Annotated in this window: 14 protein-coding genes; 4 read left to right on the forward strand and 10 right to left on the reverse strand. The window is 65.0% G+C overall.

Annotated features, from left to right (window positions below; genetic code table 11):
• Window positions 1-23: 23 nt before the first annotated feature.
• Window positions 24-539, reverse strand: a complete 516-nt coding sequence (gene tsaE, locus AC07ZH_RS01520; RefSeq protein ID WP_119108039.1) for a tRNA (adenosine(37)-N6)-threonylcarbamoyltransferase complex ATPase subunit type 1 TsaE — start codon at window positions 537-539, stop codon at window positions 24-26.
• Between the two features lie 12 nt (window positions 540-551).
• Here tsaE and queG point away from each other — a divergent pair, with 12 nt between their 5' ends.
• Window positions 552-1,598, forward strand: coding sequence for a tRNA epoxyqueuosine(34) reductase QueG (queG, locus tag AC07ZH_RS01525; protein ID WP_495198476.1), 1,047 nt, complete (start codon window positions 552-554; stop codon window positions 1,596-1,598).
• 46 nt (window positions 1,599-1,644) lie between these two features.
• Here queG and AC07ZH_RS01530 read toward each other — a convergent pair whose 3' ends face one another.
• A complete protein-coding gene (locus AC07ZH_RS01530) occupies window positions 1,645-2,565 on the reverse strand; it encodes an AEC family transporter (RefSeq protein ID WP_495198258.1) in 921 nt (306 codons plus the stop codon).
• Window positions 2,566-2,655: 90 nt separating this feature from the next.
• Between AC07ZH_RS01530 and xerD the strand changes: the two genes are divergently transcribed.
• Window positions 2,656-3,561, forward strand: a complete 906-nt coding sequence (gene xerD, locus AC07ZH_RS01535) for a site-specific tyrosine recombinase XerD (RefSeq protein WP_495198259.1) — start codon at window positions 2,656-2,658, stop codon at window positions 3,559-3,561.
• A 22-nt stretch (window positions 3,562-3,583) separates the two neighbouring features.
• On the opposite strand, the gene AC07ZH_RS01540 is transcribed toward xerD, so the two are convergent.
• From AC07ZH_RS01540 to AC07ZH_RS01550, 3 genes are all read right to left on the reverse strand, one after another.
• Window positions 3,584-4,861: an EAL and HDOD domain-containing protein gene (locus AC07ZH_RS01540; RefSeq protein ID WP_495198260.1), complete on the reverse strand. Its 1,278-nt coding sequence runs from the start codon at window positions 4,859-4,861 to the stop codon at window positions 3,584-3,586.
• Between the two features lie 78 nt (window positions 4,862-4,939).
• On the reverse strand, window positions 4,940-6,202 hold the full coding sequence (locus AC07ZH_RS01545; protein ID WP_119108035.1) for an EAL and HDOD domain-containing protein: 1,263 nt from the start codon (window positions 6,200-6,202) through the stop codon (window positions 4,940-4,942).
• 74 nt (window positions 6,203-6,276) lie between these two features.
• Entirely contained in the window at window positions 6,277-7,107 is an 831-nt protein-coding gene (locus AC07ZH_RS01550) for a ferritin-like domain-containing protein (RefSeq protein ID WP_495198261.1), read from the reverse strand.
• Window positions 7,108-7,166: 59 nt separating this feature from the next.
• Between AC07ZH_RS01550 and AC07ZH_RS01555 the strand changes: the two genes are divergently transcribed.
• Both AC07ZH_RS01555 and hslO read left to right on the forward strand, forming a co-directional pair.
• Complete coding sequence (locus tag AC07ZH_RS01555; protein ID WP_119108033.1) at window positions 7,167-7,697, forward strand: gamma carbonic anhydrase family protein; 531 nt, start codon at window positions 7,167-7,169, stop codon at window positions 7,695-7,697.
• A gap of 12 nt (window positions 7,698-7,709) precedes the next feature.
• On the forward strand, window positions 7,710-8,693 hold the full coding sequence (gene hslO / locus AC07ZH_RS01560; RefSeq protein ID WP_495198262.1) for an Hsp33 family molecular chaperone HslO: 984 nt from the start codon (window positions 7,710-7,712) through the stop codon (window positions 8,691-8,693).
• Window positions 8,694-8,715: 22 nt separating this feature from the next.
• Here hslO and AC07ZH_RS01565 read toward each other — a convergent pair whose 3' ends face one another.
• The 5 genes from AC07ZH_RS01565 to AC07ZH_RS01585 all read right to left on the reverse strand — a co-directional run bounded on the left by AC07ZH_RS01565 (window position 8,716) and on the right by AC07ZH_RS01585 (window position 12,434).
• Window positions 8,716-9,558: a lysophospholipid acyltransferase family protein gene (locus AC07ZH_RS01565; RefSeq protein WP_495198263.1), complete on the reverse strand. Its 843-nt coding sequence runs from the start codon at window positions 9,556-9,558 to the stop codon at window positions 8,716-8,718.
• Window positions 9,555-10,310, reverse strand: a complete 756-nt coding sequence (locus AC07ZH_RS01570) for a GNAT family N-acetyltransferase (RefSeq protein ID WP_495198264.1) — start codon at window positions 10,308-10,310, stop codon at window positions 9,555-9,557. The genes AC07ZH_RS01565 and AC07ZH_RS01570 overlap by 4 nt, the downstream gene beginning before the upstream one ends.
• Window positions 10,311-10,440: 130 nt before the next feature.
• Window positions 10,441-10,716 carry a cell division protein FtsB gene (ftsB, locus tag AC07ZH_RS01575; RefSeq protein ID WP_495198265.1) on the reverse strand — a complete coding sequence of 92 codons (276 nt, stop codon included), beginning with the start codon at window positions 10,714-10,716 and terminating at the stop codon, window positions 10,441-10,443.
• A gap of 29 nt (window positions 10,717-10,745) precedes the next feature.
• Complete coding sequence (eno, locus tag AC07ZH_RS01580; protein ID WP_119108029.1) at window positions 10,746-12,029, reverse strand: phosphopyruvate hydratase; 1,284 nt, start codon at window positions 12,027-12,029, stop codon at window positions 10,746-10,748.
• A 114-nt stretch (window positions 12,030-12,143) separates the two neighbouring features.
• Window positions 12,144-12,434: a DUF1330 domain-containing protein gene (locus AC07ZH_RS01585; RefSeq protein WP_119108028.1), complete on the reverse strand. Its 291-nt coding sequence runs from the start codon at window positions 12,432-12,434 to the stop codon at window positions 12,144-12,146.

Here is a 12,434-nt window from a genome sequence, read left to right on the forward strand (position 1 = left end):
GGGCTCGGGGGGGATGGTGGGCTTCATGGGTGCAGTCCTTGCAGCAGTTGCTCGCCAAGCGCGGTGCCTGCCGCCAAAGAGGCGCGGCGCTCGGTGTCGTTCGTTGCTTCAATGTGGATAGCAAGATCCGCAGGCGGGAGCAGGCCTGCAGCCTTTTCCGGCCATTCTGCCAGTTTTAGGCCGGGGTTGGCAAACAGCTCTCGAAAACCCGCGTCTTCCCACTCGCGCGGGTCGCTGAATCGGTAGAAGTCAAAGTGCCAGATGGCCAGCGCCCCGGCCTCGTGGGGTTCCACCACCGCGTAGGTCGGGCTCTTGATGCGGCCCTGCACCCCGAGCGCACGCAGCAGATGGCGCACCAGCGTGGTCTTGCCGGCGCCCAGGTCGCCGTGCAGGCTGATGAAGGCGTTGGCAATTTCCGGCCGCGCGGCGAGTTGTTGCGCGAACGCCTCAGTGTCGGCTTCGTTCGTCCACACCAGTGAGCGGGTCTTGTGCGCAAGGGGCGTTTCTACAATCGGGCGATGGTGGTCAGCGGCAGTCAACTCATTCCTCAAATTACGCAATGGGCGCGCGAGTTGGGATTTTCCCAAATCGGCGTGGCCGGTGTGGATCTTTCGTCTGCCGAACCGGGTTTGCAGGGCTGGCTGGCGCAGGGCTTTCACGGCGACATGCACTACATGGAAGCGCACGGCATGAAGCGCGCGCGCCCGGCCGAGCTGGTGCCGGGCACGGTGAGCGTGATCACCGTGCGCATGGATTACCTGCCGCGTGACACGCCGGCTGGCTGGCAGGCCATCGAGTTTGCGCGCCTGGCCGACCCAGAGCAGGGCGCCGTCTCGGTCTATGCCCGAGGGCGCGACTACCACAAGGTGCTGCGTGCGCGCCTGCAAAAGCTCTGCGACCGCATTGCCGAGGCCGTCGGGCCGACGGGCTACCGCGTCTTCACCGATTCGGCGCCGGTGCTCGAAGCCGAGCTGGCCGCGCGCAGTGGCCAGGGCTGGCGCGGCAAGCACACCTTGGTGCTCAACCGCGAGGCCGGGTCGATGGCCTTCCTGGGCGAGATTTATATCGACATGGAACTGCCGGAGAGCACGCCGGTGACGGCGCACTGCGGCAGTTGCCAGGCCTGCATCGACGTCTGCCCGACGCAGGCCATCGTCGCGCCGTACCGGCTCGATGCGCGGCGCTGCATCTCGTACCTGACGATTGAAAACGCCGGGCCGATCCCGGTCGAGTTTCGCCGCCCCATTGGCAACCGCATTTACGGCTGCGACGACTGCCAGCTCATTTGCCCGTGGAACAAATACGCGCGTACCAGCCCCCTGGCAGACTTTGACGCGCGTGCCGGTCTCAGTGGTCAGCAACTGGTGGATTTGTTTGCCTGGGACGAGGCAACGTTCCTGCGCATGACCGAAGGCGGCCCGATCCGCCGCATTGGCCACGAGCGCTGGCTGCGCAACGTCGCGGTGGCGCTGGGCAATGCGCTGGCGAAGACGCACGCGCCCGAACTGCGCGCCGCCCTGCAAACCCGCGCTGCGCACGAGAGTGCGCTGGTGCGCGAGCATGTTGCCTGGGCACTGGAAAACGAAAATATTAAATGAAATAGGCCTCTAGCGCTTATCCCTAAAGCGCTGGCAGCTACCAAAATCATAGTTTCAAGGCGGGCCCCAGAACCCCCAGTGCCAGCGACAGGCTAACCGGTCCCAGCAGGGTGGAGAGCGTCACCAGCCCCGCCACATACGGTCCGTTGTAGCCCATGCGGGCGGCCAGCACGTAGCAGCTTGATGAGGTGGGCAGAGCCGAGAAAATCAGCAGCACCGTGGTTTGCAAGGCGTCCAGTCCCAGCAGGCGCGAAGCCAGCCAGGCAATCAGCGGCTGCAGCAAGTGGCGAATGGAGAGCACCGACACCGTCAGCACCCCGTCGCGCCGGAGCGAGCCGAATTCGAGCCCTGCGCCAGCCGCCATCAACCCCAGCGCGATGGCGGCGGCCCCGATACGCGAGACGCTGGGCACCAAAATATCCGGAATGTGCAGCCCCGCCAGATTCGCGGCCAGGCCGGCGGTGGTCGCCAGAATCAAGGGGTTTTGCAGCAGCTCGCGGGCAAAGTGGTGTTCCCCCTTCCGCGCCATGGGCCAGACGGCCGCCACGTTGAAGAGCGGCACTGAAATACCGATCAGCACGGCGATCAGTTGCAGGCCGGGAGTGCCCGCCAGTCGCTGCGCCATGGCAAGGCCAATGAACGAGTTGAAGCGAAACGCCACCTGCGCTGCGCCGGCATGCGCACGTGGTTCGATGCGACTGCGCAGTCCGGGCAGACAGGGCAGGCCATAGGCCAGCGCGATGCCAGAGACGCCGCTGAGCAAGCCAGCGGCCATCAGCCCCGAGGTGGCGCCCAGTTCGATGGGGCTGCGCACAATCGACTGGAACAGCAGCACCGGAAACAGCAGGTAGTACACCAGCGCTTCCACCGGCTGCCACACCGAGCGGTTGAGCGCGGTGAAGCGGCACACCAGGTAGCCGAGCAGGATGAGGGAAAAATCGGGAAACAGAATTTGCGCGTACACCACGGCGTGCAGAATACCTGCGCTGGCCTGGTTGCGCTGCCATGTCCCGTGTCGCCCCGTGTCACCGAGCGCATCGCTCTGCTATCGTTTCGCATGCCCTTTTTTGAAACCAGCCAGACAGCCATCGACCAGTTCGCCGATGCCTTGTGGCTCGAAGACGGTCTGTCGCGCAACACGCTGGCCGCCTACCGCAGCGACCTGCGGCATTTCGCCGCGTGGCTGGCAGTGCAGCAGCCGCCCCTGGCGTTGGACGCAGCGGCCGAGCACCACATCCAGGCCTGGTTTTCCGCGCGCCACCAGGGCACGCGCGCCACCACCGCCAACCGGCGCCTCACCGTGCTGCGGCGCTACTTTCACTGGGCGCTGCGCGAGCGCCGCATCACCGCCGACCCCAGCGTGCGCCTGCAGGCGGCCCGCCAGCCACTGCGCGTGCCCAAGACGCTCTCGCAGGGTCAGGTCGAGGCACTGCTCGCGGCCCCCGATGTGCGCACGCCGCTCGGCCTGCGCGAGCGCAGCATGTTGGAGCTGATGTACGCCAGCGGCCTGCGCGTCTCTGAGCTGGTGCAGCTCAAGACCTGGAACCTGGACCTGGGCGCCGGCGTGCTGCGCGTGCTGGGCAAAGGGAACAAGGAGCGGCTGGTGCCGTTTGGCGAAGAGGCCGGCGCCTGGCTCACGCGCTACCTGGGCGAGGCACGCCCGCTCATTTTGGCGGGCCGGCAGAGCGAGGATTTGTTTGTGACCGCGCGCGGCAGCGGCATGACGCGCGTGCGCTTCTGGGGCATCGTGCGCGAGCATGCGCTGCGCGCGGGCATCACCGCGCCGCTCTCGCCGCACACCTTGCGCCATGCGTTTGCCACCCATCTGCTCAACCATGGCGCCGATCTGCGCGTGGTGCAGCTGCTGCTCGGCCATGCCGACATTTCGACGACCACCATTTACACGCACGTGGCGCGCGAGCGCCTGCGCGAGCTGCACGCGCGCCACCATCCGCGCGGATAGCTTGCTTTTGGGTGTTGGTGGCTTACTCGCCCAGACTCTCGGCCCAGGCAAGGGCCTGAAGGTGTGCCCAGTTGACCTGGTGGTTGGAGAGCTGCAGTTGCCCGGCGTTGTAGGCAAATGCGGCTTCGTCGCCACTTTCGCAGGCCTTGGTGAGCGCCAGGAAGGGTGCAAACACCCCGCGGTCGTGCAGCAGTGCGTCGACCACGGATTCCGGCAATGCCACCGAGCTGAGCGCGCTCTCCAGCGGCATGCCCAGCATGGTGTCGAGCATGGAAAAAACGCCGACCACGAAGGCGTTGTCGCACTCTTCCTGTGGCAGCAGTTCCTGGGCAAGCAGTTCCATCAGCCGCCCGCGCACCACGGCCATGGTGCCCACGGCCGGTGGCGAGCCGCCGGCGCGCGAAGTGGTGAGCAAGAGCGCTGCCCAGCGGAACAGCTTCTTGAGCCCCAGGATCATCACCGCATGGCGGAACGAGGTGATCTCGCATTGCAAGCCGAACCCCGACGAGTTGATGAAGCGCAGCAGGTTGAAGGAGAGCGTCGGGTCTTTTTTGAGCAGATCTTCAATCTCCGCGCTGCTGGCCTGGCGCCGCACCAGGTTGATGAGCTGGATGATGATGGCCTGCGAGGGCCGGACTGTCTTGGCCTGCACCATCGACGGCTTGGCAAACCAGTAGCCCTGGAACAGCTTTACGCCCAGGTCGGACATGCGCTGAAACTGCTCGGCCGTCTCGACCTTTTCGGCAACGAGTTCGGCCTGGCTGTAGTTGCGCGCGAACTGCACCAGCGGGGCCGCCAGTTCGGGCTTGAAAGCCGACATGTCGAACTTGATGTACGAGGCCATGGGCAGCCAGCCCGCGTACGGCCGGCGCAGCACCTGCTGGTCAAAGGCCAGTTTGAAGCCGCGTGTCTTGAGGCCTTCAAAGGTGCCGATGCAGGCATCGATGGCTTCTGGTGTCGCACCCTCGGGCAAGGTCGGCACTTCCAGTACGACCTTGTCGGGGTGGACCAGTTCCAGGTGGCCCCCTGCGAGGCTCTCGTGGGTGCAGTTGATGAACACCGTGAGCTTGCCCACCAGCGCTTCGGCGCCGCCGTAGGACAGCGCGTTGAACAGCAGGGCTGCATCGCTGGCAGCCGTGTGGGCGTCGTGCGCGGTCGAGCGGTCAAACAGTTCGTAGCCCACAACCACGCGCTTGGCGTCAACGATGGCCTGGCGGGCGATCACCGCCATATCGCTGGCGGCTACCGCTTCCGGGGAGGCTGTAGCGTCTTCTGGGGCATTGTCTGGTGGCTGGGACATGGGCGATAAGGAAGAGGGGAAAAAGGCGTGCGCGGGATGCGTGTTCCCAGCGATTCTAGGCGCGAGGCCGCCCTTTTCTCAGTCTTCTACCTGGTCGGCCCAAGCCAGGGCCTGCAGGTGCGCGCCGTTGATCTGCGAGCTGGAGAGCCCCAGCGCGTGCGCTGCGTGGTCGAACGCCCCGTCGTCACTGCTCTCGCAGGCCTGCGCCAGCAGGAGCAGCTTGCCCAGCGGGCCTTCGCGCCGCAAGAGCGCAGCCGAGACCGGTTCGGGCACGGTGATGAGCTGCAGCGCCGATTCCATGGGCATGCCCAGCATGGTGTCGAGCAGCGAGAAGATGCCGGCGACGAAAGCTTCGTCGGCCAGTTCCTGGTCGAAAATCTCCAGTGCCAGCAGCTCCATCAACCGCCCACGTACCACGGCCGTGCTGCCCACCGAAGGGGGTGGCCCGCCGTTGCGCGAGAGGGTGAGCAGCAGCGCGGCCCAGCGAAAGAGCTTTTTGAGGCCCATCAGCATCACCGCCTGGCGGAACGAGGTGATCTCGCGTGTCATGCCAAAGCCAGAAGAGTTGATGAGGCGCATGAGGTTGAAGGCCAGCCCAGCGTCCTTTTTGAGCACTTCTTCAATGGCGTCTGTGCTGGCCTGCTTGCGCACCAGGCTTATCAGTTCCAGGATCGCTGTCTGTGAGGGCGTGACCAGCCGTGCCTGCACCAGCGAAGGTCGGGCAAACCAGTAGCCCTGGAACAGGGCAATGCCATGGCTCGACGCCATGTCGTACTGCTGCGCTGTTTCCACTTTCTCTGCCACCAGCTCGGCCTGTGAGTGCCGCCCGGCGTAGCTGATGAGCACCGCCAACTGGTCCGGCGCCAGCACCGAGAGGTCGAGCTTGATGTAGTCCGCCAGGGGAAGCCAGGCCGCGTAGGCGGACTGCAGCACAGTGTGGTTGAAGGCCAAATGGAAGCCGCGCTCACGTAATACAGCGAGCATGGGCAGCCGGGTGCCGACCTCGTCGGTGGCCACGTGGCCGAGTGGTGGAATCTCCAGCACCACCTTGTCCGGGTCGATCAGCTCCAGGTGACCTCCTGCCAGGCTTTCGTGCGTGCAGTTCACGAAAAGCAGCTTCTTTCCCACCAGGTCTTCGGTGCCGGCATGCGAGAGGGCGCTGAACACCAGCGCAACGTCAGTGGCTGCCGTGTGTCCGGGTCCGGTGCGCGAACGGTTGAACAGCTCATAGCCTATGACGGCCTGCTGGGAATTGACAATCGCCTGGCGCGCAATCATGGCCACCGACGGCTGGGGCGTTGGCGGCGGGCTGAGGGGGTCAAGCGAATCAGAACTGGACATCGGATTGGGTCATAAAACTACAACATCAGGCTGGCGGGCCCGTGTGGGCATGCAGCAGCGCGTTGGGCACCATTCTAGAAAGCATCGTCCCTACTTGGCTCTGTATCTCCATACGCAAGCCAGGCCAACTCGGATTCGGTGAATCCGGCGCGCCGCCGGGCCTCGGTATTCAGCGGCGGCCTGGGGCGCGGCGCCGCGTAGCGCTCTGCCAAATGTGCATAGTGCACGTGTGGATCGAGTTGCGCGCGCTCGCACAGCCACCGATACCAAAAATTACCAATGGCCACATGGCCGATCTCCTCGCGCAGGATGGTGTCCAGAATATTGGCGGCGGCCAGGGCGTCGGCCGCACCCGTCTGGCGGAGTTTGCGCTGAATCAGCGGTGTGGCGTCCAGGCCGCGCGCCTCCAGCGTGCGCGGTACCAGGGCCATGCGTGCGATGGCATCGTGGGCCGTTTTTTCGCACATGGTCCACAGGCCTTGGTGGGCCGGAAAATCGCCGTAGTCGTGGCCCAGCGTGCGCAGGTGCTCGCGCAGCAGGCTGAAATGCCGTGCTTCTTCTCCGGCAACTTTGAGCCAATCGAGGTAGTAGGCGCGCGGCATGTCCGAGAAACGCCAGATGGCATCCAGCGCCAGGTTGATGGCGTTGAACTCGATATGTGCGATGGCGTGCAGCAGTACGGCCCGGCCCCCGGGTGTGGCAGGCGAGCGGCGTGCCACTGCGCTGTGGGCAAGCAACTCGGGCCGATCAGGCCGGCCAGGCAAATCGACGGGTTCGGGTGGTGCCGCTTCCGCTTCCGCTATGGAAAGCGAAGCTGCTTGGGCATGCAGTTCGAGTGTTTCCGCCACCTTCTGGTCTACATCGGCGAGGCAAAGCACCTCCAGGGCGCGGTGTCGGAGTTCCATCCCTACAATTGTAAAAAGTCCCCGCCTTGCGTTGGGAAACACTGAACTTAAGGACGAATATGGCCCTGTATGCATTGGACGACAAAGCCCCGCAGATCGCTCCCAGCGCCTGGGTGGCCGACAGCGCGCAGGTGATGGGTGCCGTGGTGCTGCACGACGACACAAGTGTGTGGTTTGGCACGGTGGTGCGCGGCGACACCGAATCCATCACCATTGGTGCTGGCTCCAACGTGCAGGATGCGAGCGTGCTGCACGCCGATTTCGGCCAGCCGCTGGTCATTGGCGAGCGCGTTACCGTGGGCCACAAGGTGATGCTGCACGGCTGCACCATTGGCGACGAGAGCCTGATCGGCATTGGCGCCGTGGTGCTCAATGGCGCGAAGATTGGCAAGAACTGTCTGGTCGGTGCCGGCGCCTTGGTCACCGAAGGCAAGGAATTCCCCGATGGCTCGATGATCATCGGCAGCCCGGCGCGCGTGGTGCGCCAGCTCACACCCGAGCAGATGGACGGACTGCGTGCCAGCGCGCAGCATTACGTGGAGAACGCCCGGCGTTTTCGCGGCGGCTTGCGCCGTATCGACCAAGATTAAGGGAACGTGCACGTGTCTGAACTGCACAAATTTATTTTTGAAGGCATACCGGTACGCGGCGCCATCGTGCGCTTGGACGGTGCCTGGCGCGAGATGTTGGCGCGCCGTGCCGCCAACACCACGAGCGGCGCCTACCCGGTGCCCGTGCGCGAATTGCTTGGCGAGATGGCGGCGGCCGGCGTGTTGATGCAGTCGTCCATCAAATTCAACGGCACGCTGGTGCTGCAGATTTTTGGCGACGGGCCGCTGCGCCTGGCCGTGGCGGAGGTGCAGTCTGACCTGGCATTGCGCGCCACGGCGGCTCTTACGGGCGAGGTGCCGGAAGGGGCACGGTTGGCGGAGATGGTCAACGTCGCCGGCGGCGGGCGCTGCGCGATCACGCTTGACCCGAAAGACAAGCTACCGGGCCAGCAACCCTACCAGGGTGTGGTGCCGCTGGTAGACGCACAGGAGCGGCCGCTTTCCAGTATGAGTGAAGTGCTGGCGCATTACATGCGCCAGTCGGAGCAGCTCGAAGCCATGCTGGTGCTGGCGGCCGACGATCAGGTGGCGGCAGGCCTGCTGATCCAGCGCATGCCGATGCAAGGCGTTGCCAACCTGGGCGGTAGCCAGGACGAATTGGTGGGGCAAGGTGCCGATGAGGAATACAACCGCATCGCCACGCTGGCCGCCAGCCTGACGCGCGAGGAGCTGCTGGCGCTGGATGTGGATACCGTGCTGCGTCGCCTGTTCTGGCAGGAAAACCTGGCGCGCTTTGCGCCGCAGCAGGGTGCGCTGGGCCCGCGCTTTGCCTGCACCTGCAGCCGCGAGCGCGTGGGTCGCATGCTGGAAACCCTGGGGCGAGAAGAGGCCGAAAGCATCCTGGCCGAGCAAGGGCAGATCGAAGTGGGCTGCGAATACTGCGGCCAGCAGTACCGCTTCGACGCGGTGGATGCCGCCCAAATTTTTGCTGCCCCCAGTGTCTTCCAGCCTCCCCCGCCCAAGGGTGCACAGTAAGCAACGCAGGAACGCAGGCGACTCAGGTGGTCGCGACGTCGGCTTGGAGAGGGTGCTCCCCAGCGGGCATCCGGTGCGGTGGGTTCGGTTGCGGGTGGGGCGAAAGCGCCATGTGTGCCGCCACGGCTTGGCGCGCGGCCAGCGCCAGCACGCGCCGGTGCCCAGATTGGGTGGGCAGCGGCGGCGCCGCTCTGACGCGAACGACAAGGCTGCGGCAGGCGAGGATCGCCGCCAGGCACTCACGCAGGCTCGTATCCCCCGCATACGCGGCCGCGCCACTGCGCCGGCCGTGGCGGTCGTGGTACGTGATGGCGACGGGTTGGATGGGGCGACCGGTGGCGATTGCCGGCTGCAGCAGGGCGGCATGAAAGTCCAGCAGCGTGCTGCCATCGGTGGTGGTGCCTTCTGGAAACACGGCTACGTCCTGGCCGGCTTGCAGCAGGGCCGCAATACGGGCGTTGGCGTCGCGCGCGTCGGCGCGCAGGCCGCGTCGCAGGAAAACAGTGTCCGTACGCGCCGCAAGCCAGCCCACCAAGGGCCAGGCGCGCACGTCCGCCTTGGCCACGAAGGCCATCGCATGCGTGGCATTGAGGGCATAGATGTCCAGCCACGACACATGGTTGGCCACCACCAGACTGCCTGCTGGCGCGTTGTTCCAGCACACGTCCAGCCGTATGCCCAGCATGCGCAGCAACTGGCGCGACCAACGGCGCTTGAGTTGCAGACGCACCGAGGTGCTGGCAAGTGGGTAAACGCTGGCAATGGTGGCCGCCCCCCACAACAGGTGCAGCCCCAGCCGCACGCAGCGCAGCACCTGCAGTGCACGTGGAGCGGGCGTCTCGTTCACGCGGGTCGGCGGGTTCATCCCAGGAAGTGTTTGGCGTAGCGGCTGTCCAGGCGCGCGATCGGCATCAGGAGGGGCAGGTCGGCGGTGTTGAAATCAGGGTCCCAGGCGGGGTCTCCACACACCCAGGCGCCGGCGCGCAGATAGCCCTTGATGAGCGGCGGCAGCGTGCCGGGCAAGTTCTGGTCCAACGCCTCCAGCGGTAGCCTGCAACGGGGAAACACACGGTATTCCAGCGGGCTCATGTGCTCGTGCAGCCCTCGGTAGGCGCTGGCAGCGGCATGCCCACCATCTGCCATGCTCATGCTGGCGCAGCCTATCAGGTAGTCATAGCGGCGCTGCAGCATGTAGCGTGCCAGGCCCGCCCACAGCAGGGTGATGGTGGCGCCGCTGCGGTAATCGGCGTGCACACAAGACCGCCCGATTTCCACCATCCGCGGACGCAGGTGCTGCAGACGTGTGAGGTCAAACTCGCCTTCCGAGTAGTAGCCGCCAATCTTGACGGCCTGCTCCGGCGACAGGATGCGGTAGGTGCCGACTACCGCTCCGGTATTTTCGTCGCGCACCACCAGGTGCTCGCAATAGGGGTCGAAGATGTCGTGGTCAACCTGCGGCATGCGGGTGCGCAGCCGGGCGCCGAGTTCGCCTGCGAACACGCTGTAGCGCAGCTTTTGCGCTTCCAGAATTTCGCGCGGGGTTTCGGCGAGGCCCACCGACATGTTGCGATGGACAGAACGCGCCGCGATACGGGCGCTGGTGGAGGCAGTGGTCATCGTGTGTTCCAGAGTTACCCTGAAACACAATTTAGGCAGCGTCCATGTCAGCGCCGTGACGGCTCTGTGAAAGTTTCAAGTGCGCGGGTTGGCGCGCACCACCCGCTGGTTGGACCCGACTGCGGGCGGGTTATGGCAGGTACTGCACGAAGATCTCGTTGGGCTTGACCATGCCCAATTCGCTGCGCGCCTTTTCTTCCACCATGTCCAGGCCCTCGCGCAGGTCTTGCACCTCGGAGGTCAGCCGCTGGTTCGATTCTGCCGCTGCCTCGTTGGCGTCCTGCTGCGAGCGCAGTTGCTGCTGCATGCTGGCCACGCGCGGCACGCTGCCGCGTCCTAACCACAGCTGGCCCTGAAGCGAGGCCAGCAATACAAGCAGCACCACGGTGACGATGCGTGAGCCCATGGCGGGAAGCTTCGCGGCCCAGGTGGGGATTAGCGCAGGTTGTAGAACGCGCGGCGGCCGGGGTAGTGGGCGATGTCGCCCAGGTCTTCCTCGATGCGCAGCAGTTGGTTGTACTTGGCCATGCGGTCCGAGCGGCTCAGGCTGCCGGTCTTGATCTGCCCGGCGTTGGTGCCCACGGCGATGTCGGCAATGGTGCTGTCTTCGGTCTCGCCCGAGCGGTGGCTGATCACGGCGGTGTAGCCCGCGCGCTTGGCCATCTCGATGGCGGCAAACGTCTCGGTCAACGTGCCGATCTGGTTGATCTTGATGAGGATCGAGTTGGCAATGCCCTTGTCGATGCCTTCCTGCAGGATCTTGGTGTTGGTGACGAACAGATCGTCGCCCACCAACTGCACGTTCTTGCCCAGGCGGTCCGACAGGATCTTCCAGCCGTCCCAGTCGCCCTCGGCCATGGCGTCTTCAATGCTGATGATGGGGTATTTGTCGACCCAAGTGGCCAGCATGTCGGTCCAGGCCTGCGCGCTCAGTGCCAGGCCTTCGCCGGCCAGGTGGTACTGGCCATCCTTGAAAAACTCGCTGGCGGCGCAATCGAGGCCAAGCGCAATCTGCTCGCCTGCGGTGTACCCGGCGGCATCGATGGCTTGCAGGATCAGTTCAATCGCCGCTTCGTGGTTGGCCACGCTGGGGGCAAAGCCGCCTTCGTCGCCCACGGCCGTGCTCATGCCTTTGTCGTTGATGATCTTCTTGAGCGCGTGGAATACCTCGGCGCCCCAGCGCAGCGCTTCGCGAAAGCTCGGCGCGCCCACCGGGATGATCATGAATTCCTGGATGTCGAGCGTGTTGTTGGCGTGTGCGCCGCCGTTGATCACGTTCATCATCGGCACTGGCAATTGCATGCCGCCCATGCCGCCCAAATACCGGTACAGCGGCAGGCCCGATTCTTCGGCCGCGGCGCGGGCCACGGCCATCGAGACAGCCAGAATGGCATTGGCGCCCAGACGGCTCTTGTTGTCGGTGCCGTCGAGGTCGATCAGGGTCTTGTCGAGGAAGGCCTGCTCGGAAGCATCCAGGCCGAGCACGGCTTCGGAGATTTCGGTGTTGATGTGTTCGACGGCCTTGAGCACGCCCTTGCCAGCATAGCGGCTCTTGTCGCCATCGCGCAGCTCAATGGCTTCGCGCGAGCCGGTGGAGGCGCCGGACGGCACGGCCGCACGGCCCATCACGCCCGATTCGAGCAGCACGTCGCATTCGACGGTGGGGTTGCCGCGGCTGTCGAGAATTTCACGGCCTACGATGTCAACAATGGCACTCATGGGGTTCCTTGCAGGGTTTCAATCCGGGGTGGGGCGCCAGGGCGCAAAATTCAAGCAAAATTGGCTTCCAGCGCTTATTGGATATGCGCAGGCAGCTATTCTATTCAGAGCGAATCACACGCCTTCCACGCAGACCATGCGCATGATGGCAGCGCCTTCACGCGCGGCGCGGGCCTTGCGGTACTCGGGCGAATCGTGGAAGGCGCGTGCGGCATCAAAGCTGGGGAACTTGAGGACCACGGTGCGCCCTGGGGTCCAGTCGCCTTCCAGCACGTCCACCTTGCCGCCGCGGATGCAGACTTCGGCGCCGTGCACCCGCATGGCTTCACTGCTCCATTTTTTGTATTCTTCGTACTGCTCGGGGTGGGTGACTTCGACCGAGGCAATGATGTATCCACTGGCCAT

This window comes from Simplicispira sp. GW247-4R2A, assembly GCF_059424465.1.

Coding starts and splice junctions, on each gene's coding strand:
- xerD (WP_495198259.1), top strand. CDS start 2,656: ATGCCCTTTTTTGAAACCAGCCAGACAGCCATCGACCAGTTCGCCGAT.
- AC07ZH_RS01540 (WP_495198260.1), bottom strand. CDS start 4,861: ATGTCCCAGCCACCAGACAATGCCCCAGAAGACGCTACAGCCTCCCCG.
- AC07ZH_RS01545 (WP_119108035.1), bottom strand. CDS start 6,202: ATGTCCAGTTCTGATTCGCTTGACCCCCTCAGCCCGCCGCCAACGCCC.
- AC07ZH_RS01550 (WP_495198261.1), bottom strand. CDS start 7,107: ATGGAACTCCGACACCGCGCCCTGGAGGTGCTTTGCCTCGCCGATGTA.
- AC07ZH_RS01555 (WP_119108033.1), top strand. CDS start 7,167: ATGGCCCTGTATGCATTGGACGACAAAGCCCCGCAGATCGCTCCCAGC.
- AC07ZH_RS01565 (WP_495198263.1), bottom strand. CDS start 9,558: ATGAACCCGCCGACCCGCGTGAACGAGACGCCCGCTCCACGTGCACTG.
- AC07ZH_RS01570 (WP_495198264.1), bottom strand. CDS start 10,310: ATGACCACTGCCTCCACCAGCGCCCGTATCGCGGCGCGTTCTGTCCAT.
- ftsB (WP_495198265.1), bottom strand. CDS start 10,716: ATGGGCTCACGCATCGTCACCGTGGTGCTGCTTGTATTGCTGGCCTCG.
- eno (WP_119108029.1), bottom strand. CDS start 12,029: ATGAGTGCCATTGTTGACATCGTAGGCCGTGAAATTCTCGACAGCCGC.
- AC07ZH_RS01585 (WP_119108028.1), bottom strand. CDS start 12,434: ATGGCCAGTGGATACATCATTGCCTCGGTCGAAGTCACCCACCCCGAG.